The organism is Micromonospora sp. NBRC 110038 (genome assembly GCF_020884815.1).
Taxonomy (GTDB): Bacteria; Actinomycetota; Actinomycetes; order Mycobacteriales; family Micromonosporaceae; genus Micromonospora; species Micromonospora haikouensis.
In genome coordinates, this window is the sequence record NZ_BBOL01000001.1 from 860,532 (window position 1) to 886,955 (window position 26,424).

24 protein-coding genes are annotated in these 26,424 nt (G+C 74.3%); 21 read left to right on the forward strand and 3 right to left on the reverse strand.

The genetic code is table 11. The annotated features are described in order from the left end of the window. Positions 1-76 precede the first annotated feature (76 nt). Both LPU61_RS03635 and LPU61_RS03640 read right to left on the reverse strand, forming a co-directional pair. Positions 77-526, reverse strand: a complete 450-nt coding sequence (locus LPU61_RS03635; protein WP_043962408.1) for a ferritin-like domain-containing protein — start codon at positions 524-526, stop codon at positions 77-79. Then, positions 523-1,029 (reverse strand): hypothetical protein, encoded by a 507-nt coding sequence (locus LPU61_RS03640; protein WP_229404119.1) that lies wholly within the window; start codon positions 1,027-1,029, stop codon positions 523-525. Before LPU61_RS03640 ends, LPU61_RS03635 begins: the two co-directional genes overlap by 4 nt. A gap of 173 nt (positions 1,030-1,202) precedes the next feature. Here LPU61_RS03640 and rimP point away from each other — a divergent pair, with 173 nt between their 5' ends. From rimP to LPU61_RS03725, 17 genes are all read left to right on the forward strand, one after another. Then, positions 1,203-1,919, forward strand: a complete 717-nt coding sequence (gene rimP, locus LPU61_RS03645) for a ribosome maturation factor RimP (RefSeq protein WP_043962409.1) — start codon at positions 1,203-1,205, stop codon at positions 1,917-1,919. After that, positions 1,916-2,959, forward strand: coding sequence for a transcription termination factor NusA (gene nusA / locus LPU61_RS03650; protein WP_043962410.1), 1,044 nt, complete (start codon positions 1,916-1,918; stop codon positions 2,957-2,959). The genes rimP and nusA overlap by 4 nt, the downstream gene beginning before the upstream one ends. Positions 2,960-2,975: 16 nt before the next feature. Further along, complete coding sequence (locus tag LPU61_RS03655) at positions 2,976-3,308, forward strand: YlxR family protein (protein ID WP_077936697.1); 333 nt, start codon at positions 2,976-2,978, stop codon at positions 3,306-3,308. Between the two features lie 93 nt (positions 3,309-3,401). Next, the gene (infB, locus tag LPU61_RS03660) at positions 3,402-6,425 is read left to right on the forward strand and encodes a translation initiation factor IF-2 (RefSeq protein ID WP_043962411.1); all 3,024 of its coding nucleotides are present in this window, start codon (positions 3,402-3,404) and stop codon (positions 6,423-6,425) included. 90 nt (positions 6,426-6,515) lie between these two features. Beyond that, positions 6,516-6,809 carry a DUF503 domain-containing protein gene (locus LPU61_RS03665; protein WP_043962412.1) on the forward strand — a complete coding sequence of 98 codons (294 nt, stop codon included), beginning with the start codon at positions 6,516-6,518 and terminating at the stop codon, positions 6,807-6,809. A 135-nt stretch (positions 6,810-6,944) separates the two neighbouring features. Next, on the forward strand, positions 6,945-7,448 hold the full coding sequence (gene rbfA / locus LPU61_RS03670; RefSeq protein ID WP_043964178.1) for a 30S ribosome-binding factor RbfA: 504 nt from the start codon (positions 6,945-6,947) through the stop codon (positions 7,446-7,448). Next, positions 7,445-8,485 (forward strand): bifunctional oligoribonuclease/PAP phosphatase NrnA, encoded by a 1,041-nt coding sequence (locus LPU61_RS03675; RefSeq protein WP_229404120.1) that lies wholly within the window; start codon positions 7,445-7,447, stop codon positions 8,483-8,485. Before rbfA ends, LPU61_RS03675 begins: the two co-directional genes overlap by 4 nt. Before the next feature lie 64 nt (positions 8,486-8,549). Further along, on the forward strand, positions 8,550-8,957 hold the full coding sequence (locus tag LPU61_RS03680; RefSeq protein ID WP_043962414.1) for a hypothetical protein: 408 nt from the start codon (positions 8,550-8,552) through the stop codon (positions 8,955-8,957). Further along, a complete protein-coding gene (locus LPU61_RS03685; protein WP_176734147.1) occupies positions 8,957-9,166 on the forward strand; it encodes a DUF6186 family protein in 210 nt (69 codons plus the stop codon). The genes LPU61_RS03680 and LPU61_RS03685 overlap by 1 nt, the downstream gene beginning before the upstream one ends. 815 nt (positions 9,167-9,981) lie before the next feature. Then, positions 9,982-11,310, forward strand: coding sequence for an MATE family efflux transporter (locus LPU61_RS03690; RefSeq protein WP_229404122.1), 1,329 nt, complete (start codon positions 9,982-9,984; stop codon positions 11,308-11,310). Positions 11,311-11,391: 81 nt separating this feature from the next. After that, positions 11,392-12,276 (forward strand): tRNA pseudouridine(55) synthase TruB, encoded by an 885-nt coding sequence (gene truB / locus LPU61_RS03695; RefSeq protein WP_043962416.1) that lies wholly within the window; start codon positions 11,392-11,394, stop codon positions 12,274-12,276. Between the two features lie 84 nt (positions 12,277-12,360). Then, complete coding sequence (locus tag LPU61_RS03700) at positions 12,361-13,296, forward strand: bifunctional riboflavin kinase/FAD synthetase (RefSeq protein WP_043962417.1); 936 nt, start codon at positions 12,361-12,363, stop codon at positions 13,294-13,296. 542 nt (positions 13,297-13,838) lie between these two features. Continuing rightward, positions 13,839-14,108 carry a 30S ribosomal protein S15 gene (gene rpsO, locus LPU61_RS03705; RefSeq protein ID WP_043962418.1) on the forward strand — a complete coding sequence of 90 codons (270 nt, stop codon included), beginning with the start codon at positions 13,839-13,841 and terminating at the stop codon, positions 14,106-14,108. A gap of 411 nt (positions 14,109-14,519) precedes the next feature. Further along, positions 14,520-16,901 (forward strand): polyribonucleotide nucleotidyltransferase, encoded by a 2,382-nt coding sequence (locus LPU61_RS03710; RefSeq protein ID WP_043962419.1) that lies wholly within the window; start codon positions 14,520-14,522, stop codon positions 16,899-16,901. Between the two features lie 129 nt (positions 16,902-17,030). Then, entirely contained in the window at positions 17,031-18,401 is a 1,371-nt protein-coding gene (locus LPU61_RS03715) for a pitrilysin family protein (protein WP_229404123.1), read from the forward strand. 97 nt (positions 18,402-18,498) lie between these two features. Then, on the forward strand, positions 18,499-19,266 hold the full coding sequence (gene dapB / locus LPU61_RS03720; RefSeq protein ID WP_043964180.1) for a 4-hydroxy-tetrahydrodipicolinate reductase: 768 nt from the start codon (positions 18,499-18,501) through the stop codon (positions 19,264-19,266). A 97-nt stretch (positions 19,267-19,363) separates the two neighbouring features. Continuing rightward, positions 19,364-19,846: a GNAT family N-acetyltransferase gene (locus tag LPU61_RS03725; RefSeq protein WP_229404125.1), complete on the forward strand. Its 483-nt coding sequence runs from the start codon at positions 19,364-19,366 to the stop codon at positions 19,844-19,846. Here LPU61_RS03725 and LPU61_RS03730 read toward each other — a convergent pair. Then, entirely contained in the window at positions 19,827-21,941 is a 2,115-nt protein-coding gene (locus tag LPU61_RS03730; protein WP_144420199.1) for a glycogen debranching N-terminal domain-containing protein, read from the reverse strand. The genes LPU61_RS03725 and LPU61_RS03730 overlap by 20 nt on opposite strands. Before the next feature lie 121 nt (positions 21,942-22,062). Between LPU61_RS03730 and LPU61_RS03735 the strand changes: the two genes are divergently transcribed. The 4 genes from LPU61_RS03735 (at position 22,063) to LPU61_RS03750 (ending at position 26,414) form a co-directional block, all read left to right on the forward strand. Continuing rightward, complete coding sequence (locus tag LPU61_RS03735; protein WP_229404127.1) at positions 22,063-23,091, forward strand: LacI family DNA-binding transcriptional regulator; 1,029 nt, start codon at positions 22,063-22,065, stop codon at positions 23,089-23,091. A 24-nt stretch (positions 23,092-23,115) separates the two neighbouring features. Continuing rightward, positions 23,116-24,360 carry an extracellular solute-binding protein gene (locus LPU61_RS03740; RefSeq protein WP_229404128.1) on the forward strand — a complete coding sequence of 415 codons (1,245 nt, stop codon included), beginning with the start codon at positions 23,116-23,118 and terminating at the stop codon, positions 24,358-24,360. A gap of 70 nt (positions 24,361-24,430) precedes the next feature. Beyond that, a complete protein-coding gene (locus tag LPU61_RS03745; RefSeq protein WP_043962424.1) occupies positions 24,431-25,510 on the forward strand; it encodes a carbohydrate ABC transporter permease in 1,080 nt (359 codons plus the stop codon). Position 25,511: 1 nt separating this feature from the next. Continuing rightward, positions 25,512-26,414, forward strand: coding sequence for a carbohydrate ABC transporter permease (locus LPU61_RS03750; protein ID WP_229404129.1), 903 nt, complete (start codon positions 25,512-25,514; stop codon positions 26,412-26,414). The last annotated feature ends 10 nt before the right edge of the window (positions 26,415-26,424 follow it).

Genomic DNA, 26,424 nt, shown 5'->3' on the forward strand with positions numbered 1-26,424 from the left:
ATACCTGGTATGCCGCCCGCAATCGCGGATCCCACCGGGGCGACCAGCGCAAACGCTGCGGTCCCGGTCAGCACGGTCAGGTGGGGCGGCCGGGGAAGGCCACGGTGACGGGAGTCACCCCGGCGGTGCGCCGCCACCGGGTGGCCCGGACCGCGCAGTCGGTCAACGCCGCGAGGGCCCGGTTGCGGTCCTCGCCCGTGGTGTGCGGCAGCGCCGCGCGCCAGAAGGCGGCGGTGCGTTCCTCCACCTCCACCGCCAGCCGCAACGCGCTCGCGGTGTCGGTGACGGGGAACGGCAGCGTGTATCCGGCCTTGTCGGCGGGGACGGTGCCGCCGGCCGCGCTGAGCTGGAGCACCAGCGCGTCCCGCCGGGACCGGTGGGCCGCCTCGGCGCGGCGGGCGGCCGTTCGGGCGGCGTCGGCGAGGCGCACCCCGATCACCCCGTACGCCCAGACCGCGGCGTACTCGGCGGTGAGCGCGCCGCCCAGGGCCTCGGCCGGGCCGGACGGTGCCTGGCGGTGTCTCACTTCAGCGCCTCCACGTGGGTCGCCCGCGCGGCGGCGATCGAGCCCACCAGGGCGGCCCGGTCGGCCGGGGCCTCGGCGCAGAGCTTCGCGGCCGCCTCGCGCCCACCCTGCTCGGCCTCGCGCAACGCGGCCAGCACCGCCGCCCGGTCGCCGCCGGTGGTGGCCTCCGGCGACGGCCCCGGCGAGGCCGCCGGGCGGCCCGTCAGCTTCGCCAGTTCGGCGGCGTGCGCCTCGTGGGCGTCGGCGATCGGGGTGAGCAGCGGGGCCAGGCCCGGGTCGGCGGCCAGGGCGGCGCGGTGCCGGGTGGCCAGCTCGCGGGCCTGCGTGGCGAGGGGTTCGAGCGGGTCGGGGGCCTGGTCCCGCCGGTCGCCCCGGTCGAGAAGGTCACAGCCGGTCAGCGGCGCGACGGCCCCGCCGAGCGCCAGGAGCGCGCCCGCGCGCAGGAGGTTTCGCCGGGAATGCCCGAGTGCTCGGTCGTGCGGTGTCGTTCTGCGCCTTGCCACCGGACAAGTCAACACCATCGGAGCGGACACGTGGGTCAGGGGCGTCGGTGCGCCGCCCGGCCCGCCGCGCCGCAGGCGCGTTACGCTCTGCGCAGCCACCGGCGCGTCTGCCCCGGTGGCGTGCCGGCATGGCGTCCCGACCGGGCGTCGTCGTTCACGAAGGGGTGCGCCAGATGACGCAACGGGGCCGTACCACCAGGTCGACGGGGCCGACGGGGAGACCCCGGCGCACCGACGGCCCTCGTGGTGGTGACCGCGTCGGCGGCCCCCGGGTGGACCTCGCCGCGCGGCGGTCGCGGTTGCGCGCGGTGATCGAGCCGGTGGTCAACGGGGCCGGGTACGACCTGGAGGACGTCTCCGTCTCCCGGGCCGGCCGCCGGCACGTGGTGCGGGTGATCGTCGACGCCGACGGCGGGATCAGCCTGGACGCCGTCGCCGACGTCTCCCGGGCCGTCTCCGCCGCGCTCGACGCGGCCGAGGAGTCCGGCGGCGACATCCTGGCGGGCGAATACCAGCTGGAGGTCAGCTCCCCCGGGGTGGACCGCCCGCTCACCCTGCCCCGGCACTGGCGGCGCAACGTCGGCCGGCTGGTGAAGGTGACGGTCCGGGCCCCGCTGCCCGGGCAGCGCGCCGAGCAGCCCGCCGGCGACCGGCAGGTCACCGGCCGGGTGGTCGAGGCCGACGACGAGCGCGTGGTGCTGGAGACCGACTCCGGCCGCGCGGAGTTCGCCCACGCCGAGCTCGGCCCCGGCCGGGTGCAGGTGGAGTTCCACCGCCTCGACGAGGTGGCCGACGACGAGCTCGACGAGGTCGCCGACGACGAGTCCGGCGACAGCTCAGACATTGACGACATCGACGACGAAGATGATGTGGAGGACGAGGAGAGGTGAACATCGACCTCGCGGCGCTGCGCGCACTCGAGCGCGAGCGGGAGATCCCGTTCGACACGATCCTCGCGGCGATCGAGACCGCGCTGCTGACCGCCTACCGGCACACCGACGGGGCCGAGCCGCACGCCCGGGTCGAGATCGACCGCAAGACCGGCGCGGCCCTGGTCTACGCCCAGGAGCTGGACGACGACGGCACGGTGGTGCGGGAGTGGGACGACACCCCGCACGACTTCGGCCGGATCGCGGCCATGACCGCCAAGCAGGTGATCCTCCAGCGGCTGCGGGAGGCCACCGACGAGGTGCACTTCGGCGAGTACGTCGGCCGCGACGGCGACCTGGTCACCGGCGTGGTGCAGGCGCACGAGGCGCGCAGCGAGAAGGGCATCGTCAGCGTCGACCTGGGCAAGCTGGAGGGCGTGCTGCCGCAGTCGGAGCAGGTCCCCGGCGAGCGGTACGCCCACGGCGAGCGGATCCGCTGCGTCGTGGTGCACGTCGCCAAGGGCATGCGCGGCCCCCAGATCACCCTGTCCCGGTCCCACCCGGCGCTGGTGAAGAAGCTGTTCGCCCTGGAGGTGCCGGAGATCGCCGACGGCACCGTGGAGATCGGGGCCATCGCCCGGGAGGCTGGCCACCGCACGAAGATCGCGGTGCGTTCCACCACGCCGGGCGTCAACGCCAAGGGCGCCTGCATCGGCCCGATGGGGCAGCGGGTCCGCGCCGTCATGAGCGAGCTGCACGGCGAGAAGATCGACATCATCGACTGGTCGGACGATCCGGCGACCTTCGTCGGCAACGCGCTCTCGCCGGCCAAGGCGCTGCGGGTCGAGGTGGTCGACCTGGCCACCCGGACGGCCCGGGTGACCGTGCCGGACTTCCAGCTCTCCCTCGCGATCGGCCGGGAGGGGCAGAATGCCCGGCTTGCCGCCCGATTGACCGGTTGGCGGATCGACATCCGCTCGGACGCGGAGCAGGCGACGACGGCCGCGCGGGGCGGGGCTGATCACGTCCGGGAGCCGGGCGGCGCGATCTCGGGCAGCTAGGGGTAGACTTCTTCCAGTGGTACGACGCGCGCTGCCGGAGCGCACCTGTGTGGGCTGCCGGCGACGTGCGCCGGCCAGCGAATTGCTGCGGATCGTCGCGGTCGGCGACGAGGCTGGTCACAGCCTCCGGCCCGATCCGGCTCGCAGGCTGCCGGGTCGGGGAGCGAACATGCACCCGGATCCGGCCTGCTTCGCGCTGGCAGTGCGCCGCCGTGCCTTCGGGCGCGCGCTGCGCGTCACCGGGGTCGTCGACCACGGTGTGCTGGCCGAGCACGTCGATGCGCCAACCACTACGTCCGGTCATCCCGACCGGGCGAGGGTCGCTAGCAAGGTAGGACGACCGACATGAGCACACGATGAAGTCCCTGAAATGACCAGGCTTCAAGTGCAGGAGTGAGGTCGCTGCGGGTGCTGCCCGCACGACCTCGGAGTGAGGAGTGCAGTGGCAGGTAAGGCCCGCGTACACGAGCTTGCCAAGGAGCTCGGGGTCGAAAGCAAGACAGTTCTCGCCAAGCTGAAGGAAATGGGCGAGTTCGTGAAGTCCGCGTCCAGCACCGTCGAGGCGCCCGTCGCCCGTCGGCTGCGCAACGCCTTCGTCGCCTCCGCCGGCTCGCCGGCGCCGTCCGCCCCTCCGGCGGCCACCCAGAGCCCGACGTCGACCCCGACTCCGACGCCGTCCCCGACCCCGGGTGCCCCCCGGGTCACGGCGAAGCCGATGCCGCCCCGGCGGCCCGGCCCGCCGACCCCCGGACCGAAGCCCAAGGGCCCGGTCCCCGGCCCGCCGCAGACGGCGACCCCGGTCGCCAAGCCGGCGAGTGCCCACGACATCGAGGTGGCCGCCGCCGAGGCGCGCGCCGCCGCGCTGAAGGCCGAGCAGGAGGCCGCGGTCAAGGCCGCCCAGGCCGCCCGCCAGCAGCAGCGTGAGAACGTTCGCCGGGAGCCTCCGGCGGAGGGCGGTCCCCGTCCCGGCCCGCGTCCCGGTCCGGGCGCGATGCCGCCCCGCCCGGGTTCCCCGGCCGCCGGTCGCCCCGGTGGCCCGGGTCAGGGCCAGGGCCCCGGCGCCCGGCCGGGCGGTCGTCCGCCGGCGCGCGGCGCCGGTAACAACCCGTTCGGCATCCAGGGCGGTCAGCAGCAGCAGCGGCCCCCGGCCGCCGGTGCCGGCGGCCCCCGGCCCAGCCCGGCGGGGATGCCGCCGCGGCCCAGCCCGGCCTCCATGCCGCCCCGGCCGAGCCCGGCGTCCATGCCGAGCCAGCGTCCCGGCCGCCCCGGTGGCCCTGGTGGCCCCGGCGCGGGTCGTCCCGGCGGTGGCGGCGGTGCCGGTCGTCCCGGTGGCGGTGGCGGCTTCCGCGGCGGTCCCGGTGGCGGCGGCGGTGGCGGTGGCTACCGTGGCGGTCCCGGTGGCGGCGGCGGTGGCGGTGGCTACCGTGGCGGTCCCGGTGGCGGCGGCGGTGCCCCCGGCGCCGGTGGCGGTTTCCGGCCGGGTGGCCCGGCCGGCGGCGGTGGCCGTCCGGGTGGTGGCGGTCGCGGCCGTGGCGGTGGCGCCGCGGGTGCCTTCGGGCGTCCGGGTGGCAAGCCGACGCGGGGTCGCAAGTCCAAGAAGCAGCGCAGACAGGAGTTCGACAACCTGTCGGCCCCGACCATGAGCTCGGGTGCCCCCCGGGGTCAGGGTCAGGTCGTCCGGCTCTCCCGTGGCGCCTCGCTGTCGGACTTCGCCGACAAGATCAACGCCAACCCGGGTTCGCTGGTCCAGGAGATGTTCAACCTGGGCGAGATGGTCACCGCGACCCAGTCCTGCTCCGACGAGACCCTGCTGCTGCTGGGTGAGCACCTCGGCTTCGACGTGCAGATCGTCAGCCCGGAGGACGAGGACCGCGAGCTGCTCGCGCAGTTCAACATCGACCTCGACGCCGAGGTCGCGGAGGACCGCCTGGTCAGCCGTGCGCCGGTCGTGACCGTCATGGGTCACGTCGACCACGGTAAGACCAAGCTGCTCGACGCGATCCGCAAGGCGAACGTGGTCGCTGGTGAGGCCGGTGGCATCACCCAGCACATCGGCGCCTACCAGGTCCACGTCCCGCACGAGGGCGAGGACCGGGCGGTCACCTTCATCGACACCCCGGGTCACGAGGCGTTCACCGCCATGCGTGCCCGTGGTGCCCAGGTCACGGACATCGTGGTCCTGGTGGTGGCGGCCGACGACGGCGTGATGCCGCAGACCATCGAGGCGCTCAACCACGCCAAGGCGGCGGACGTGCCGATCGTGGTGGCGGTCAACAAGGTCGACAAGCCGGAGGCCAACCCCGACAAGGTCCGCCAGCAGCTGACCGAGTACGGGCTGGTCGCCGAGGAGTACGGCGGCGACACCATGTTCGTCAACGTGGCCGCGAAGCCGGGCATCGGCATCGACGACCTGCTTGAGGCCGTCCTGCTCACCGCCGACGCGTCGCTGGAGCTGACCGCTCCGATCGACGGGCCGGCGCAGGGTGTGGCCATCGAGGCACACCTGGACAAGGGCCGGGGCGCGGTCGCGACGGTGCTGGTGCAGAAGGGCACCCTGCGGGCGGGCGACTCGATCGTCGCCGGTGGGGCGCACGGCCGGGTCCGGGCGATGCTCGACGAGAACGGCAACCAGGTCGCCGAGGCGGGCCCCGCCCGTCCGGTGCTGGTGCTCGGTCTCACCGCGGTCCCCGGGGCGGGCGACACCTTCCTCGCGGCGGCCGACGACCGCACGGTGCGGCAGATCGCCGAGCAGCGGCAGGCACGACGGCGGGCGGCGTCCTTCGCCAACTCCCGCGGCCGGGCCACGCTCGAGACGCTCATGGAGCAGCTCAAGGAGGGCGAGAAGACCTCGCTCAACCTGGTGCTCAAGGGCGACGTCTCCGGTTCCGTGGAGGCGCTCGAGGACGCGCTGTTCAACCTCGACATCCCCGAGGAGGTCCAGCTCCGGATCATCCACCGGGGCGTGGGCGCGATCACCGAGAGCGACGTCATGCTCGCGAGCGCCTCGTCCGAGGCGGTCACGATCATCGGCTTCAACGTGCGGGCCGCCAACAAGGTCCGCGAGATGGCCGACCGCGAGGGCGTGGAGATCCGGTACTACACCGTCATCTACCAGGCCATCGAGGAGATCGACGCCGCGCTCAAGGGGCTGCTCAAGCCGGAGTACGAGGAGGTCGAGCTGGGCAGCGCGGAGATCCGCGACGTGTTCCGCTCGTCCAAGGTCGGCAACATCTCCGGCTGTATCGTCCGGTCGGGCATCATCCGCCGCAACGCCAAGGCGCGGCTGCTGCGGGACGGGTCGGTCGTGGCGGACAACCTCACGATCAGCTCCCTCAAGCGGTTCAAGGACGACGCGACGGAGGTCCGCGAGGGCTTCGAGTGTGGTCTGACGCTGGGCGGTTACAACAACGTCCAGGTCGGCGACGTCATCGAGACCTTCGAGATGCGGGAGAAGCCGCGCGCCTGACGCGTCCGACGCACTGATCGAGGGGTTTACGCCCGCAACGGCGTAAACCCCTTGATCATGCGGGGGTCACCGCGGGTATCGTCCGGGGCGATGTTCACCGGAACCGTGGTCTTCGACCTGCTGCTGCCGGGCGACTCCCGGTCGCTCAAAACCAAGAGATCCTACGTACGGCCGATCGTGGCGGCGCTGCGCCGCTTCGAGGTGTCGGCCGCCGAGGTGGGGGCGCTCGACCTGCACGGTCGGGCGGAGATAGCCGTGGCCGTGGTGGCCGCGGAGGGCGCGCACGTGCGCGAGGTGCTCGACTCCTGCGAGCGCCTCGTGGCGGGCCGCCCGGAGGTCGAGCTGCTGTCGGTCCGCCGACGCCTGTACGGCGACGACGACTGACCGTGCGGCGGTGCCGCCCTGCACCGGCGGTCGGCCCGATCGCGAAGGTAATGTTCGAACTGTTGGCCGGTCGGATCCGGCGGTGCCCCGCGCCGCCGGCCCGACCGGGAGTCCGACGCCGTGGAGGTGGGCGAGATGACGGATCCGGCCAAGGTACGCCGGCACGCGGAGCGCATTCGCGAACTGGTCGCGTCGGTGGTGCGGAGTCAGATCAAGGACCCGCGGCTCGGCATGATCACCATCACCGACGCCCGGATCACCGCCGATCTGCGCGACGCCACGGTGTTCTACACCGTCCTCGGTGACGCGGCGGCCCAGTCCAGCACGGCGGCGGCGCTGGAGAGCGCCAAGGGGATGCTGCGCAGCACGGTCGGCAAGGCCCTCGGGCTGCGCCACTCGCCGAGCCTGACGTTCGTCCTCGACGACGTGCAGGACCAGGTCAAGCAGATCGACGACCTGCTCGCGGCGGCCCGCCACGCCGACGCCGAGGTGCAGCGCCTCGCCGCCCGGGCCACGTACGCGGGCGACGCCCAGCCGTACCGGCTCGACGAGGACTCCGACGAGGCCGACGGCGAGGCCGACGAGGTCGCTGGCTCCGCCGCCGACTCCGACGCACCGCGCGGCGCGGACCGGCCGTGACCGACCCGGCGGCCGGCGCGGCCGGCACCGGGCCCGGGGAGGCCGACTGGGCGGCGGCCGTGGCGGCCGTACGCGACCTGCCGGCCGACGCGCAGGTCCAGCTGATCTGCCACGTCAACCCCGACGGCGACGCGCTGGGCAGCATGCTCGGCTTCGGGCTGGGGCTGCGCCAGCTCGGCGTACGCCAGCTCCGGGCGACCTTCCCCGGCCCGCCGGAGGTGCCGGAGCCGTTCCGCGCGCTGCCGGGCCTCGACCTGCTGGTCCCCGAGGAGGACGCGTACCCCGCGCCGGACCTGGTCGTCTGCTTCGACGCGGCGAGCGAGTCGCGGCTCGGCGGCCTGGTCGACCGGCTCGCCACGGCCGGCACGGCGCTGGTGCTCGACCACCACGCGTCGAACACGATGTTCGGCGGGATCAACCTCGTCGACCCCCGGGCCGCGGCCACCTCCGTGGTGGCCGAGGAGCTGCTGGCCCGCCTCGGGGTGCGGTTGGACGCCGGGATCGCCGAGGGCCTCTACGTCGCCCTGACCACCGACACCGGGTCGTTCCGGTTCGAGGCGACCACCCCGGCGGTGCACGAGCTGGCGGCGCGGCTGCTGGCCACCGGCATCCGCCCCGGCGACATCTCCCGCCGGGTCTTCGACACCCGACCCTTCGGGGCGGTGCGGCTCTTCGGCGAGGTGATGTGCCGGGCCCGCCTGGAGCCCACGGCGGCCGGGGGCAACGGCCTGGTCTGGACGTACGCCACGCTCGACGACCTGGCCCGGCACGACCAGCGACCGTACGTGCTGGAGGCCCTGATCGACTCGGTGCGGTGCACCGCCGAGGCGGACGTGAGCTGCGTGGTCAAGCAGGTCCGCCCCGACGAGTGGGCCGTCTCGATGCGCAGCAAGGGCGCGGTGGACGTCAGCCGGGTCGCGGTCGCCCTCGGCGGCGGCGGTCACACGTTCGCGGCCGGCTTCACCGGCCGGGGCAGCGCCGACGACGTGGTGGCCAGCATCCGCGCCGAGCTGGACAAGGCGCTGATCGAGGCGTAGATCAGGGACGACTCCGGGGGGTGTCGGCCTTCCTGCGCTGCGTGATGGCGGGGAGAATCGGGGGATGGAGCACCCGAGCGAGCTCTCCGTCGCGGAGACCCGGGCGTGGGAGCGCCCCGTGGTCACCGTGCCGGTGCTGGTCTGTCTCTCCCTGGTCGGTGGGCAACTGCCCTCGTTCTCCGCCTCGGCGAACCTCTACACCCTCGGCACCGGGGGAGCGTTGATCTGGCTGGGCCTGGGCAACCGGGTGCCGCGCCGGCCGGCGCCGCGCCGGCTCGGCGCGGGGGCGGTCTGGTGGGTGCTTCCGGTGGCTGTGTTCGGCGTCTTCGAGGGGGTCACCTTCGTGCTGGCCGTCGGCGACGAGTTCCCCACCTTCTCCCGGCTGGCCGACCCCCTGCTGGAGGACGAGCTGGTCCGCTCCGCGGCCTGGTTCGCCTGGCTGGCCGCGTTCTGGGGGCTGGTGCGGCGATGATGCGGGCCCTCGCCATCGGCGGCTTCCTCACCGCCCTGGCGCTCTTCGCCGCCGTCGAGTGGGCGGCCCGCCGCCCGGGCTCGCGCATCCCGTCGCTGGCCGACGTCTGCGCCTACGTCATGCGATACGAGGTGGGCCCCGTCCCCGTCGGCCGGATCGGCCTGTTCGGCTTCTGGTGGTGGCTCGGCTGGCACTTCCTCGCCCGCTGACCGGGTGCCGACCGTGGGCCCCCGGTGGCCGGTGCGGGTGCCCGGCCGGCACCTCGCGGGCAGCCCTCGTCGCGTCCAGATGGCGGGAACAGTGGGCAGCATGTGGACCTGAACGATAACTTGGGAATCGATCGGTGCCGTGGCTGCGGCGCTGGTCCGCAGGCGGTGGCGTCGCACCCGACGCCGTCTCCCCCCAGGGTCGGACCGACCCGGGCGCACGCGTCCAGACCGGCCGCTCCGGTGATCCCGGGCCGCCGACGGGCGTCCAGCACGACCGGCCGTCGGGCCACCGTGTCCCCGTGACCCGCATCCCTGGAGGGAATCACCATGCCCAGCAAGCCCAAGCCCGAGAACACCGACGAGGCGCGCGAGCAGGCCCGCCGCGCGCTCCAGACGTCGATGGACACCCGTCAGTGACCCACGTCGACCGGCGGTGATGCCGCCGACGCCCCGCGCCGTCGGCATCACCGCCCGACCGGTCCCGCCCGACCGGTACGCCCCCTGAGCCCTCGCCCCGGCTGCCCTCGTCGGTCATGCGGCGATCCTGGTCGTCGGCAGCTCCGGTGCCGGCAGGAGCCCCCTGGACCGTGCGGTCGCCCGGCTGCCCGCGCCCGCGCCGTGCGCGCCGTGCCCGCGCCACCTCGAAGATCGCGCTCGATGCCGGAAAGAGTGGTGTCCGCTCGACGTCGAGGACACTCTTTCCCTGTTCGAGGGTGATCGCCTCGGTGACCACTCCGCCGAAGACGGCCGTGAGCTTCGAGTAAGGGACCGTTGTTCTTGCAGCCCTTACCTGGGCCATGCCAGGATCGGCGTCGATGACTCAACCCGCCCCTGCCTCCGCCCCGCCCGCCGTCGCCTCGCCGCGCCGGATCGCCGTGCTGGCCCTGCCCGCGCTCGTGGTGCTCGCCGCCGAGCCGCTCTACGTGCTGGTCGACACGGCGGTCATCGGCCACCTGGGCCGGGTACCGCTGGCCGCGCTCGCCGTCTCCGGCACCGTGCTGACCCTGATCGCCTGGCTGGGCACCGTCCTGGCGTACGGGATCACCGGACGGGCCGCCCGCCGCTTCGGCGCCGGTGACCGCCCCGCCGCCGTCGCCGAGGGGGTGCAGGCGTCCTGGCTCGCGCTCGCGGTCGGGGTGCTGGTCGCCGCCGGCATGCAGTTCGGCGCGGGTGCGCTGGCCGAGGCGCTGGCCGGTCCCGGGGAGGTCGCCGACGCGGCGGCGCGGTGGCTGCGGGTCGCCGCGCTCGGCGCGCCCGGCCTGCTGCTCGCCGCCGCCGGCAACGGCTGGCTGCGCGGTGTGCAGGACACCCGCCGGCCACTGTGGTTCGTGCTCGGCCCCAACCTGCTCTCCGCGGTGCTCTGCGTCGTGCTGGTCTATCCGGTCGGCTGGGGGCTGACCGGCTCGGCGGTGGCGAACGCGCTGGCGCAGACCCTCTCCGGCGGCCTGTTCGCCGCCGCCCTGGCCCGCGAGCGGGTGGCCCTGCGGCCCCGCCTGCGGGTGATCCGCCAGCAACTGCTGCTCAGCCGGGACCTGCTGGTGCGGGGCGTCGCCTTCCAGGCGAGTTTCCTGTCCGCCACCGCCGTGGCCGCCCGGTTCGGGGCGGCGGCCGTCGGCGGGCACCAGATCGCCGTACAACTGTGGTTCTTCACCGCCCTGGTGCTCGACGCCCTCGCGATCGCCGCGCAGGCGCTGGTCGGGGCGGCCCTCGGGGCCGGCGACGCCGCCGTCGCCCGGGCCCTGGCCCGCCGGATGGCGCTGCTCGGCGCGGTCTGTGGCGTGGCGTTCGCGGTGCTCATCGCCGCCGGGGCCGGCGTCGTGCCCGGCCTGTTCAGCTCCGACGACCAGGTACGCGGGCAGGCCGCGGTCGCCTGGCCGTGGCTGGTGGCGTTGCAGCCGATCGGCGGCGTGGTGTTCGCCCTCGACGGGGTGCTGATCGGCGCGGGTGACGTGCGCTACCTGCGCAACCTCACGATCGTCGCCGCGCTCGGCGGGTTCCTGCCGGCGATCTGGCTGGCGTACGCGTTCGACCTGGGTCTCGGCGGCATCTGGGCCGGGCTGACGCTGTTCGTGCTGCTTCGGCTGGCGGCCCTGCTGCTGCGACTGCGCTCCGGCGGCTGGGCGGTCGTCGGCGCCGTGCGGTAGGCACCCTTCCCACCACAGGGAAAGCCGTATCGGGCCGTGCGGTGACGGAGGGCGTGACCCCGTCTGGCAGGCTTGGCGGTCGTGAGCGCAGACGGTCTGATCGTGGTCGACAAGCCCGGCGGCATGACGTCGCACGACGTGGTGGCGCGGATCCGTCGCCTGGCGCGGACCCGGCGGGTCGGGCACGGCGGCACCCTCGACCCGATGGCCACCGGCGTGCTGGTGATCGGGGTCGGTCGGGCCACCCGGCTGCTGACGTACGTGATCGGCGCCGGGAAGAGCTACGCCGCCACCGTGCGGCTCGGGCAGGCCACCGTGACCGACGACGCCGAGGGGGACGTGATCACCGTCACGCCGGCCGACGCCGTCGCCGACGAGGCGGTCCGGGCGGCGTTCGCCGCGCTCACCGGCGACATCGACCAGGTGCCGAGCGCGGTGAGCGCCATCAAGATCAACGGCGAGCGGGCGTACAAGCGGGTGCGCGACGGCGAGAGCGTCGACCTGCCCGCCCGCCGGGTCACCGTCAGCCGCCTCGACGTGCTGGCCGTCCGCCGGGACACGCCCGGCGTGGTGGACGTGGACATCGACGTGACCTGCTCGTCCGGCACGTACATCCGGGCACTGGCCCGGGACGCGGGCCTGGCGCTCGGGGTCGGCGGCCACCTCACCGCGCTGCGCCGTACGGCCGTCGGAGGTTTCGCCCTCGGCGAGGCCGCGACCCTCGACGAGCTGGAGCGGCGCGCCCCCGAGGTGGTGAACCTGCCCCTCGACGCGGCGGCCGACCGGTTCTTTCCGCGCCGGGAGGCCACCGCCGACGAGGCGAAGGTGCTCTCCCACGGCGGCCCGCTCGACCCGGTCGGGATCGCCGGGCCGTACGCCGTCTTCGGCCCCGACGGCGCTTTGATCGCTATCGTCAGCGAGCGGGACGGTCGGGCGCGCGCGGAGATCGTGCTCGCCCCGGCGTGACGGCGGGGACAGGTGACCGCCGGCCCCGGCCGGCGGGGTACGACCGGCCGAGGCCGGCAGGGGCAACGACAGGGGAGGAGCGTCATGCAGCGGTGGCGGGGGTACGACGCCACGCCCGACGGCTGGGGCAGTTCGGTCGTCACCATCGGCGTCTTCGACGGCGTGCACAGGGGCCACCAGGCGACGATCGGGCACACCGTGGCCCGCGCCCGTGAGCTGGGGGTGCGGTCGGTGGTGGTGACGTTCGACCCCCATCCGGCCGAGGTGGTCCGCCCCGGCTCGCACCCGGCGGTGCTCACCGAGCTGACCCGCAAGGCCGAGCTGATCGAGGCGTTGGGCGTGGACGTGCTCTGCGTGGTGCCGTTCACGCCGGAGTTCTCCCGGCTGCCCGCCGACGCGTTCGTGCACGACATCCTGGTCGAGCACCTGCACGCCACCCTCGTGGTGGTGGGGCAGAACTTCCGGTTCGGGCACCGGGCGGCCGGCGACGTGGCGCTGCTGGAGGAGCTCGGCCGGACGTTCGGCTTCGCCGTCGAGGACGCGCCGCTGGTCGCCCAGGACGACACCGTCTTCTCGTCCACGTACATCCGGGCCCGCATCGACGCCGGCGACGTCGCCGCGGCGGCGGCCGCGCTCGGCCGTCCGCACCGGCTGGAGGGGGTCGTGGTCCTGGGCGACCAGCGCGGCCGGGAGCTGGGCTTCCCGACGGCCAACCTGCTCTGCCACCCGCACGCGGCCGTGCCCGCCGACGGCGTCTACGCCGGCTGGTTCCTGCGCAAGGACGGCCGGGAGCGGATGCCCGCCGCGATCTCGGTGGGGACCAACCCGACGTTCTCCGGCCGGGACCGGCGGGTCGAGGCGCACGTGCTGGACTTCTCCGGCGACCTGTACGGCGAGCGGGTGGCCCTGGACTTCACCGAGCACGTGCGCGGCCAGGTGCGGTTCGACGGGGTGGAGCCGCTGATCGCCCAGATGAACCAGGACGTGGCGCGGATCCGCCGGATGCTGGGCATCGCCTGACCGCCAGGCCGGGTCGGCCCAGCGGCCGGTTGGCGGCGTGCCCCATCGGTCGGGCCGCCGCCATGCCTCCGGGTGTGGTGCCGCCACGGCGCGCGGGGTGCCGCCACGGCGCGCGGGGTGCCGCCACGGCGCGCGGGCAGCCGCCGCCATGTCGGCGACATGGCGGCTTCCCGCCGCCGGGATACCCCCATGTCGCCGACATGGCGTGCGGGCAGCTCGCGGGCAAGCCAGCCAGGCGTGGCGCGCCGGCAACTCGCCGACGTGGCGCGCGAGCGGCTCGCCGGCCGGCGGAAGCGCCCGCCGGGCCCGCCAAGGCCCGCCCGCCAAGGCCCGCCAAGGCCCGCCAAGGCCGGCCGCCGGGCCCGCCCGGCCGGCCTTGGCGGGCGGTTCCGCGCGGGGCTGGTAGGCTGGCGGGGACGTCGGCTGACCGACGTGGGGCCTCGCGTGCCTGCACGACGCCGCGGGAGCGAGGAGCCGGTCCGTTTCCGGTCCCCTGACCGATCCGACGGACATCACCGAACAACCCACGAAACAGGGAGAACATGGCGCTCGACCAGGAAGCCAAGGCCAAGATCCGCGCGGAGTACGCGACCGCCGAGGGCGACACCGGCTCGCCGGAGGTGCAGGTCGCGGTCCTCACCAAGCGGATCGCCGAGCTCACCGAGCACCTGAAGGTGCACAAGCACGACCACCACAGCCGCCGTGGGCTGCTGCTGCTGGTCGGCCGCCGCCGTCGGCTGCTCAACTACGTCCAGAAGAAGGACATCAACCGCTACCGGTCGCTCATCGAGCGGCTCGGCCTGCGCCGATGACGTCACGGGGGAGCGGCCCGCGCGGGTCGCTCCCCCGTTCGGCGTCCACCACCTGAACGCCCGTTCGGCGTCCGGGATCGGGCGGAACAGGCCGTCGGGCCGGAGGGAAGGTCCGGAAGGGGCCACCTCCCGGTGACCGAAGGAACGGCCCTCACGGTGTGAGGGCACTGAAGAACAACCGGGCACGAAGAACAACGGGCACGAAGAACGGCCCTCAGGGTCTGAGGGCACGAAGGAACAACAGGGGCCGCGCGACCACCCGACAGGGAGCCGGTCAGCGTACCGGTCTCCGGTAGTGGCCCCCGGGAGCCCCGGCAGTTGCCGGCACCCCGGGCGCTTCGATCGAAGACCGGCCGTCTGAGCAGCTCCCCGCGTCGCGGACCCCCCGATGCGAAGGAGCACCACCGCACTATGACCGAGCACAACCTCGGCACCGAGTCCCGCACCGCCGTGATCGACAACGGGTCCTTCGGCACCCGCGAGATCACCTTCTCCACCGGCCGGCTGGCCCGCCAGGCCGCCGGCTCCGTCGTCGCCCAGCTCGGCGAGACGGTCGTCCTGTCCGCCACCACCGCCGGCAAGCAGCCGAAGGAGCAGTTCGACTTCTTCCCGCTGACCGTCGACGTCGAGGAGCGGATGTACGCCGCGGGCCGGATCCCCGGCTCGTTCTTCCGCCGTGAGGGCCGGCCCAGCGAGGACGCGATCCTCACCTGCCGGCTGATCGACCGGCCGCTGCGCCCGTCGTTCGTCAAGGGCCTGCGCAACGAGGTCCAGGTCGTCGAGACCGTCCTCGCGCTCGACCCGCAGCACCCGTACGACGTGGTCGCGATCAACGCCGCGTCGATGTCGACCAAGCTCTCCGGCCTGCCGTTCTCCGGCCCGATCGGGGCGACCCGGGTCGCGCACGTCGACGGCCAGTGGGTGGCCTTCCCGACCCTGGAGGAGCTGGCCCGGGCCACCTTCGACATGGTCGTGGCCGGCCGCACCCTCGCCGACGGCGAGGTCGCGATCATGATGGTCGAGGCCGAGGCGACCCCGCACGCCGTGACCCTGATCGCGGGCGGCGCCACCGCGCCTACCGAGGAGGTCGTCGCCAGCGGCCTGGAGGCCGCCAAGCCGGCCATCCGCGAGCTGTGCCGCGCGCAGAGCGAGCTGGCCGAGGTGGCCGCCAAGCCGGTCGCCGAGTTCCCGGTCTTCCTCGACTACCAGCCCGACGTCTACGACGCGGTGGCCGACGTGGCCCGCGCCGAGGTCGCCGAGGCCCTCAAGATCGCCGGCAAGGCCGACCGCGAGGAGGCCCTGGACCGGATCAAGGCCAAGGTCGCCGAGGAGCTGGGCGGCCGTTTCGAGGGCCGGGAGAAGGAGCTGTCCGCCGCGTTCCGGTCGCTGACCAAGTCCGAGGTCCGTAACCGGGTGCTGCGCGAGCAGGTCCGGATCGACGGCCGGGGCCCGCGCGACATCCGCCCGCTGACGGCCGAGGTCGGCGTCCTGCCCCGCGTGCACGGCTCGGCGCTGTTCGAGCGCGGCGAGACCCAGATCCTGGGCGTGACCACCCTCAACATGCTGCGCATGGAGCAGATGGTGGACACCCTCTCGCCGGAGAACCGCAAGCGTTACATGCACAACTACAACTTCCCGCCGTACTCGACCGGTGAGACCGGCCGGGTCGGCTCGCCGAAGCGGCGCGAGATCGGCCACGGCGCGCTCGCCGAGCGGGCGCTGATCCCGGTGCTGCCCTCGCGCGAGGAGTTCCCGTACGCCATCCGGCAGGTCTCGGAGGCGCTCGGCTCCAACGGCTCTACCTCGATGGGCTCGGTCTGCGCCTCGACGCTGGGCCTGCTCTCGGCCGGTGTGCCGCTGAAGGCGCCGGTGGCCGGCATCGCCATGGGCCTCATCTCCGACGAGGTCGAGGGCAAGACGCGGTACGTGACGCTGACCGACATCCTCGGTGCCGAGGACGCGTTCGGCGACATGGACTTCAAGGTCGCCGGCACGCCGGAGTTCGTCACCGCCCTCCAGCTCGACACCAAGCTCGACGGCATCCCGTCGGACGTGCTGGCCGCCGCGCTGCAGCAGGCGTACGAGGCCCGGCAGACCATCCTCGAGGTGATGCAGCGGGCCATCGAGGCACCGGCCGAGATGTCGGAGTACGCGCCGCGGGTCACCACCGTCAAGATCCCGGTCGACAAGATCGGCATGGTGATCGGCCCGAAGGGCCAGACGATCAACGCCATCCAGGACGAGACCGGCGCCGAGATCTCCATCGAGGACGACGGCACCATCTACGTCGGCGCGACCAACGGCCCGTCGGCCCAGGCCGCCGTCGACCGGATCAACGGGATCGCCAACCCGACCCTGCCGAAGGCGGGGGAGCGGTTCCTGGGCACGGTGGTCAAGACCGCCGCGTTCGGCGCGTTCATCTCGCTGCTGCCGGGCCGCGACGGCCTGCTGCACATCTCCAAGGTGGGCGACGGCAAGCGGGTCGACAAGGTCGAGGACTTCCTCAACGTCGGCGACAAGGTCGAGGTGGAGATCGCGGACATCGACGCCCGCGGCAAGATCTACCTGGACAAGGTCCGCCCGGAGGGCGCCGAGGCGCCGGCCGCCACCGGCGAGGTCGCCGGCGACGAGCGTCCGGCCGGCCGGGGCGGCGACCGGGGCCCGCGTGACCGCGGGGACCGCGAGCGCGGCGACCGGGGCGGTCGTGGTCCGGGCGGCGGCGAGCGCGGCCAGGGCGGCGGCGAGGGTGGCGAGGGCGGCGAGCGTCCGCGCCGCCGGACCCGGCACAGCTGACGTTCCCACCACCGCCGGCCGCCCGTCCCGGGCGGCCGGCGGCACCGCACCACCCACCCCTCGTCGAACTGAGAGCAGGTTTCCGTGAGCCGGGCCCAGCGCGCGTCTTTCCCTGCGGGTCGACGGGGGGTGGCCCCGTCCGGGGCCGTCCGGCACGCCGCCGGGGGGCAGCCCGGGCGGGCCGGCGGGTCGGCCCGCGCGGTCACCCGCACGCTGAGTGACGACCCGCTGGGCGGGACGGTACGTCGTACCGTGCTGCCCAGCGGGTTGCGCGTGCTCACCGAGGCGATCCCCGCGATGCGCAGCGTGTCGTTCGGCATCTGGGTGTCCGTCGGCTCCCGTGACGAGACCGGCCCCCAGGCGGGTGCCGCGCACTTCCTGGAGCACCTGCTCTTCAAGGGCACCCACAAGCGCACCGCCCTGGAGATCTCCGCCGAGATCGAGGCGGTGGGCGGCGAGACGAACGCCTTCACCACGAAGGAATACACCTGCTACTACGCCCGCGTGCTGGACGAGGACCTGCCGCTGGCCATCGACGTCATGTGCGACGCGGTCGCCGACTCGCTCCTGGAGCCGACCGACGTGGAGACCGAGCGCGGCGTCATCCTCGAAGAGATCGCCATGCACGACGACGAGCCCGGCGACGAGGTGCACGACCTGTTCACCCGCGCCGTCTACGGCGACCACCCCCTCGGCCGGCTGATCTCCGGCACGGAGGAGACGGTCACCCCGATGACCCGCCGGCAGATCCAGGACTTCTACCGCCGCCACTACACCGCGCCGCAGATCGTGGTCGCCGCCGCCGGCAACCTCGACCACGCGGTCGTGGTCCGGCTGGTCCGCGAGGCGCTCGCCGGCACCCCGCTGGACACCGGCCCGGCGGCGCCGGCCCCGCACCGGTCGGCCACCCCGGCGGTACGCGTGCAGCCCGCGGCCACCCTGGTCGAGCCGAAGGAGACCGAGCAGGCGCACGTCATCCTCGGCTGCCCCGGCATCGACCGCGTCGACGGGCGGCGCTTCGCCCTCGGGGTGCTCAACAACGTCCTCGGCGGTGGCATGTCCAGCCGCCTGTTCCAGGAGATCCGGGAGCGGCGCGGCCTGGCGTACTCGGTCTACTCCTACGCCAGCCAGTACGCCGACAGCGGCGTGTTCGCCGTGTACGCCGGCTGCGCCCCCGGCAAGGTCGACGAGGTGCTGGAGCTGACCCGCGCCCAGCTGCGCCGGGTGGCCGCCGACGGGCTGACGGAGGCCGAGGTGGCCCGGGGCAAGGGGATGAGCAAGGGCTCGTTCGTGCTGGGCCTGGAGGACACCGGCTCCCGGATGAGCCGGCTGGCCAAGGGCGAGCTGCTCTACGGCGACCTGATGCCGGTGGACGAGCTGCTGGCCCGCGTCGACGCGGTGACCGTGGCCGACGTGAACACCCTCGCCGCCGAGCTGCTGGCCCAGCCGATGTCCCTGGCCGTCGTCGGCCCGTTCGGCGAGCGCGACTTCTCCGCCTGACCGGCAGCCCGGCCCGTCGCGGCGGCGTCGGCGTCCGGCCGTGGGACGGCCGGCGACCGGCCCGGTGCGGCCGGTGCGGCTGGGATAGGTTGTGGCCGTGACTGACGAGCAGGGGAAGGGCCCGCAGGGGCCGATCCGGGTCGCCGTGCTGGGTGCCCGGGGCCGGATGGGCGTCGAGGTGTGCCGGGCCGTCGAGGCGGCCGCCGACATGGAGCTGGTGGCGGCGCTCGACCAGGGCGACGACCTGTCCGCCGCCGCCGGGGCCGAGGTGGCAGTCGACTTCACCACCCCCGACGTCGTGATGGACAACCTGCGCTGGTGCGTCGAGGCGGGCGTGCACGCCGTGGTCGGCACCACCGGTTTCACCGGGCGGCGGCTCGACCAGGTGCGCGACTGGCTGGCCGCCCGGCCGGAGGTGGGCGCGGTGATCGCCCCCAACTTCGGCATCGGCGCGGTGCTGATGATGCAGTTCGCGGAGCGGGCGGCCCGCCACTTCGAGTCCGTCGAGATCATCGAGCAGCACCACCCGCGCAAGCTGGACGCCCCCAGCGGCACCGCCACCCACACCGCCCGCCGGATCGCGCAGGCCCGCGCCGAGGCCGGTCTGGGCCCCGCCCCGGACGCCACGAAGGACGAGGTGCCGGGCGCGCGGGGGGCCGACATCGACGGGGTACGCGTGCACGCCGTCCGCGCCACCGGCCTGGTCGCCCACCAGGAGGTGCTGTTCGGCACGGCCGGCGAGACGCTGACCATCCGGCACGACTCGTACGACCGGGTGTCGTTCATGCCGGGCGTGCTGCTGGCGGTGCGCGCGGTGCGTACCCGCCCGGGCCTGACCATCGGCCTGGACCCGCTGCTCGACTGACGGGCGGCGCGCCCGCCGGGCCGGCACCGCGCGGGCGGGCCGGCCCCGGCGGGGAAAGCAGTCGCCGGCCGGCCGCGCCGCACCTAGGCTGCCCCGGGTGATCGACTCGAAGCTCCGCGACCGCGCCGGCCGGCACGTCACCCTGCGCCCGGTCGACGACGACAACTGGCGGGCCGTCGCCGACGTGGCGCCCCGCGACGACCAGCGCGCCTGGGTCTACCCGATGGCGGCCCGTTACCTGCTGACCAGCCTGCGCGGCGACGTGTGGACCTCCCTGGCCGTCTACGCCGACGACACGGTCGTCGGGCACGTCATGTGGGGCGCCGACGACGACGGCGCCCGCTGGATCGGCGGGATGGTCGTCGACGCCGCCGAGCAGGGCCGGGGGGTCGGGGCGGCCACGGTGGCGACCCTGGCGACGTGGCTGCGCGCCCAGCCCGGCTGCGCCGCCGTGCGCCTGTCGTACCACCCCGACAACCCGGCCGCGGCCATCCTCTATCCCCGCCTGGGCTTCGCCCCGACCGGCGAGCTGGAGGACGACGAGGTGGTCGCCGAGCTGGTCACCGCGCCGACCCCCTGACGCCCGCCTCGGCGGCGGCGCGGGGGGCGGGGACCGGGGTGGCGGTCAGGGCCGACGGGAGGCGGTCGACGGTGGCCTCGCCGGCGGCGGTGACCGTGACGTCGACCCGGTCGCCCGCGACGCGCAGGTTGCGCGCGGCGAGGGCGCCGAGCCCCGGGCCGGCGAGCGGGGCCAGGCGCACCCGGCCGGCCGGCACGTCGGGGTAGAGCCCGACGCCGGCCTGGAGCAGCAGCACCGCCGACGCGGCGGACCACGCCTGCGGCCGGCACGCCGCCGGATACGGCACGGGCCGCCCGAGCAGCTCCCGGTCGTCGCCGCCGTACAGCTCGGGCAGCCGGTGGTCGAACGCCTCGGCGGCGGCGAGTAGCCCGTCGGCCAGGCCGAGCGCCGCCGTGCGGTAGCCGGCCCGGGCCAGCCCGGCGAGCACGATCGCCGTGTCGTGGGTCCAGATCGACCCGCAGTGGTACGACAGCGGGCTGAACCCGGCGTCGCCGGTGGACATGGTGCGCAGCCCGAAGCCGCCGGCCAGGGCCTCGGTGGTGAGCAGCCGGGCCACCTGCGCCGACTCGTCGGCGGTGAGCAGCCCGGTGCCGAGCAGGTGGCCGATGTTGCTGGTCAGCGAGTCGACCGGGCGCTTGTCCCGGTCCAGCGCCAGCGCCGGCTGGGGGCCGTGCGGCCCGTCGACCCAGAAGGTGGCCCGGAACCGGTCGGCCAGCCGGGCCGCGTGTGCGCGCCACCGGTCCCCGCCGGGGCGGTCGAACGCGTCCAGCAGCGCCGCACCGGCGACCGCCGCCTCGTACGCGTAGCCCTGCACCTCGGCCAGGACGATCGGCGCCTGCGCCTGCCGGCCGTCGCGGAACCGGACGGCGTCGCCGGAGTCCTTCCAGCCCTGGTTGGCCAGGCCGTGGCCGGTGGTGTCGACGTACTCGACGAGGCCGTCGCCGTCGGCGTCGGCGTGCTCGCCGAGCCAGGCCAGCGCGGCCTCCAGGTGCGGCAGGAGCGGCTGCACCTGCTCGGCCGGCAGCCCCCAGCGCCAGGCGTCGTGCAGCAGCGCGACCCAGAGCATGGTGGCGTCGACGGTGCCGTAGTACGCCGGGGGCAGCCGCAGCCCCGCACCGGCGGCGAACTCGTGCCGGCGCAGCTCGTGCAGGATCTTGCCGGGGGCCTCGCCGGTGGCCGGGTCGACCCGCGTGCCCTGCCGCCGGGCCAGCACCCGCAGCGTGCCGGCGGCCAGCTCGGTGCCCAGCGGCAGCAGCATCCGGGCCGCCCACAGGCTGTCGCGCCCGAAGAGGGTGAGGAACCAGGGCACCCCGGCGGCGAGGAAGACGTCGCCGGGGTGGGCGGGCTCGGCCAGGCGCAGGGCGTGCAGGTCGTCCAGGGAGCGGTCGAGCAGGCGCACCAGCCGCCGGTCGTCGGCGGTGACCTCGGGGCGGGCCCAGGTGGGTGCGGCGGGCGGGGCGGTCACCACGGCGCGGGGGTCGTCGACGGCGAGCCGCCAGCGCAGCGTGACCGCGCCGCGCGGGGGCAGCTCGACCGGCCAGCTCAGCCGGGGCGTGGTGGCCCGGTCGCCGGTGGCGTCGACGGTCGCGCCCTCGCCGGTGACGGTGACGGTGGTGCCGCCGCCGGACCAGGCGAGGCGGCCGGGGCCGTCGGCCCGTGCCGCCAGCGGGTCGGCGGCGTCGCCGGACTTGACCAGCTCGATCGGGGCGAGGTCGCAGCCGAGGTCGACGCTGACGGTGGCCCGTACCCCGGTGGTGGCGGTGGAGACGACGTGGATCTCCTCGGCGAGGCCGGCGGGCGCGAGGCGGCGGACCCGGTCGACCCGGACGGTCGGGTCGGGCCCGGGGTCGCCGAGCCACCGGGCGAGGCCGGCGAAGCGGGCGGCGTGCGGGCCGACGGGCCCCCGGGCCAGCGCCTCGGGCTCGCGGTCGTCGACGCGCAGCTCGGCCCGGGACAGCACGCGGGCGTCGGCGTGGAAGACGCCCTGCACGCCGGACGGGCGGACCTGTCCGGCCGCGTCGCCCAGCGCGCTGGTCGGGGCGTGGACCAGCCCGACGAGGTCGTGCAGCAGGGGTTGCAGGCGGGGTGGGGTCACGGCGGGGCTCCAGTCTTGACAGATCGTCCGGGGCGGTGCAAGGTTCGAAACATTCCGGCAACTTGAACGATCTAATCCTGCCGGATCAACATTTGATCGTTCAAGACCGCAAGGGGGATTCATGTCGCAGAAGGTGACCATCTCCACTGTGGCCGAGCATGCCCGGGTGAGCCGACAGACGGTGTCCAACGTGCTCAACGCGCCGCACATCGTCCGCGAGGAGACCCGCCGCCGGGTGCAGGAGGCGATCACCGAGCTCGGCTACCGCGCCAACCAGGCCGCCCGGCAGATGCGCACCGGCCGGTCCCGGCTCATCGCCGTCCGCATCGAGCCGACCCGGGACGGGATCAACGGCTCCGTGCTCGACCGGTTCCTGCACGGGCTCACCGAGACCGCCGAGAGCGCCGGCTACCGGGTCATGCTCTACACCGCTACCGACGCCCACCAGGAGATCGACGCGTTCGACGACCTGCTCGGCGCGTACGACCTGGACGCGTTCGTGCTCACCGGCACCGAGCGCGGCGACCCCCGTACCGCCTGGCTGGCCGGGCGGGACGTGCCGTTCGTGACGTTCGGCCGACCGTGGGACGCGCCCGACCCGCACCCCTGGGTCGACGTCGACAACGCCGCCGGGACGGCCCAGGCCACCCGCCACCTGCTGGCCACCGGCCACCGGCGGATCGGCTACATCGGCTGGCCGCTGCCCACCTCGGCGGTCGGCGGCGAGCGCCGCTCCGGCTGGCACGAGACGCTGCGCGAGGCCGGCGTCGACCCCGGCGGGCTGGACCGCGAGACCGTCGACGGCATCGCCGAGGGCGAACGGACGATGCGCGAGCTGCTCGCCGCAGCCGAGCCGCCGACCGCCGTCGTCTGCGCCAGCGACTCCCTCGCCCTCGGCGCCCTCCAGGCGGTGCGCGGCAGCGCCGCGTACGCCCCGCCCGCCGGCCCCCCGACGCCCGGCGGTCCCGTCGCCGTCGTCGGCTTCGACGACACCCCCGTCGCCGCCGCCGTCGGCCTCACCAGCGTCAGCCAGCCCCTCGGCGTGGCCGCCGCCCGCTGCGTCGACCTGCTCACCGGCGTGCTCGACGGGCAGCCCGTCGACTCCCCGGTGCTGCTCCAGCCCTCGCTGGTGCGACGCCAGACCGCGTGACCCCACCACCCCCAGGAGAGTGAGATGACAACCCGATCCCTGCGCCGCGCGACAGTCGCCGGCGTCGCCGCCGTGGCGCTGCTCGGCTCCGCCGCCTGCGGCAGCGGCTTCGACGACTCCACCGACGCCGCCCAGTCCACCGGCCCGGCCAGCCTCCAGATCCTGATCGGGTCCTCCGGCGACGCCGAGACGAAGGCGGTCCAGGCCGCCGCCGCGACGTGGGCCGCCGGCTCCGGCAACAGCGCCACCGTCACCCCGGCGCAGGACCTCACCCAGCAGCTCGGCCAGGCCCTCGCCGGCGGCAGCCCGCCCGACGTCTTCTACGTCGACGCCAGCCGGTTCGCCGACTACGCCAGCGTCGGCGCGCTGGAGCCCTACGGCGACCGGATCAGCAGCCCGGACGACTTCTACCCCAGCCTGCGCACCACGTTCACGTACGACGGCAAGCTCTACTGCGCGCCCAAGGACTTCTCCACCCTCGCGCTCCAGATCAACACGGACCTGTGGGCGAAGGCCGGGCTGACCGACGCCGACGTGCCGACCACCTGGGACCAGCTCACCGCCGCCGCCCGCAAGATCAAGGCCAAGGGCCTGGTGCCGCTGGCCCTCGGCGACACCCGGGACCGGATCGGCGCGTTCCTCGTGCAGAACGGCGGCTGGCTGGTCAGCCCCGACGGCAAGCAGGCCACCGCCGACACCCCGGAGAACCTGGCCGCCCTCCAGTACGTGCGGACGATGCTGGACGAGGGCCTGGCCCGGTACCCGAAGCAGCTCGACGCCGGCTGGTCCGGCGAGGCGTTCGGCAAGGGCAAGGCCGTCATGACCATCGAGGGCAACTGGATCAAGGGTGCCCTGCAGAACGACTTCCCCGACGTGAAGTACCGCGTCGTCGAGCTGCCCGCCGGCCCCAAGGGCAAGGGGACGCTCTCCTTCACCCAGTGCTGGGGCGTCGCCGCCAAGAGCCGGTACAAGGAGCAGGCGATCAGGTTCGTCGAGGCGATGACCGCCGGCGACCAGCAGATGACGTTCGCCAAGGCGTTCGGCGTGATGCCGTCCCGGCAGTCCGTGCGCGACCAGTACACCGCCGCCTTCCCGGCCGACAAGCCGTTCGTCGACGGCGCGGAGTACGCCCAGGGCCCGGTGAACGCGCCGAAGATGGACAGCGTCCTCGGCGACCTCGACACCGGCCTGCAGGGGCTGGCCAACGGCGACCCGAAGGCCGTCCTCGCCCGCTTCGACGCCAACGCCAAGGCGGCGCTCGCCGGCTGAGGTGCAAGGAAGGGCCCCCTATTAACCGTATGCGTTAACAAGGGGCCCTTCCTTCCAGGGAGGAGGGAAGATGGGCAACCGCGTCGCGCGCGGCGTCCGGAGCAACGAGAACCTCGCCGGGTGGCTCTTCGTCGCCCCGGTGGTCGTCATCCTCGGCCTGTTCCTGCTGCTGCCGATCCTGATGGCGCTCTGGGTGAGCCTCACCGACTGGAACGGCCAGGGCAGCCCGTTCACCGGTCGGGTCCCGTTCGTCGGGGCCGACAACTACACCCGGCTGTTCGCCGAGGAGGGGCTGGCCCGCCGCGACTTCATGACCAGCCTGCGCAACAATGCCTACTACGTGGCGATCGTGGTGCCGACCCAGACGGCGCTGGCCCTCGGGCTCGCCCTCGTCGTCAACAACCGGATGCTGCGGGGCCGGGGATTCTTCCGCACCGCGTTCTACTTCCCCTCGGTGACCAGCTCGGTGGCGATCAGCGTGGTCTTCCTGTTCCTGTTCGCCAACTCCGGCGCGGTCAACGCCCTGCTCGGCATGCTCGGCATCCGGGGGCCGCAGTGGTTCGCCGACTCCCGGGGCGTGCTGCACCTGCTGCTCGGCGCGGTCGGCGTGGACGCGCCGCCGGCCGCGCTCGCCGCCGGCGGGCCGTTCGGGCTGAGCTGGTGGGACTGGCTGTCCGGGCCGAGCGTCGCCATGGTCTCGATCATCACGCTGGTCGTCTGGACCACCTCCGGCACGTTCATGCTGATGTTCCTCGCCGCGCTCCAGAACGTCCCGGTGGCCCTCGACGAGGCCAGCACCCTCGACGGGGCCGGCCGCTGGCAGCGCTTCCGGCACGTCACCCTGCCGATGATCAAGCCGACCACGTTCCTCGTGCTCACCCTCGGCCTGATCGGCTCCTGGCAGGTCTTCGACCAGGTGTACGTGATGAGCCAGGGCGAGCCGGCCAAGACCACGCTCACCCCCGCGTACCTGTCGTACCGCACCGCGTTCCGGGACTTCGACTACGGCTCCGGCGCGGCCATCTCCTTCGTGCTGTTCCTGATCATCATCGCGCTCACCCTGCTCCAGCGCCGGCTGATGGCCGACCGGGAGCCCGCCGCGCCCCGCCGCGGCCGGTGGTGGCGTCGACGCGTACCGGAAGGGGGTTGAGATGGCCGTGTTCACCGACCGGCCGGCGGCACCCGCGCCGCCCGCCCGGCCGCGCCGCGCCCGCGACCGCACGGCCCGCACGCTGGCGAGCCGCCTCGTCGGGTATGCGATCCTGGTCTTCTTCGCGCTGGTGTTCCTCTACCCGTTCGTCATCCAGATCGGCAACTCGCTCAAGACCGAGCCGGACGCGGCGGCCAACCCGCTCTCGCCCATCCCGGACCCGCTGTCGCTGGCCGGCTTCGAACGGATCTTCGCTGGCACCGCCTTCCCGCTCTGGCTCGGCAACTCGCTGCTGGTCACCGTGCTGGTCACCCTCGGCCGGGTGTTCTTCGACTCGCTCGCCGGGTACGCCCTGGCCCGGCTTCGCTTCCGGGGCCGAGCCGGGCTCTTCGCCGCGGTCGTCGCGGTGCTGGCGGTGCCCGGCGTGGTGCTGCTGATCCCGAAGTTCCTCGTGCTCAACCAGCTCGGCATGTACGACAGCTACGCCGGCCTGGTGGTGCCGCTGCTCGCCGACGCGGCCGGCGTGTTCATCATGAAGCAGTTCTTCGAGTCGATCCCGGTCAGCGTGGAGGAGGCCGCCCGCATCGACGGGGCGGGCGTCTTCCGCACGTTCTGGTCGGTGGTGCTGCCGATGGCGAAGCCGGCGCTGATCACCCTGACCATCCTGTCGTTCCAGGGCTCCTGGAACGAGTTCCCGCACAGCCTGGTCGCGGTGCAGGACCCGGACCTGTTCACCCTGCCGCGCGGCCTGGCCGACCTGGTCAGCGGCTCGCTGGGCAAGGGCACCCAGTATCCGCTCAAGCTCGGCGCGGCGCTGCTGGCCACCATCCCGGTCGCGGTGCTGTTCGTGATCTTCCAGCGGTATTTCGTGCGGGACGCCAACGACGGCGCGGACAAGGGCTGACCGGGCCGCC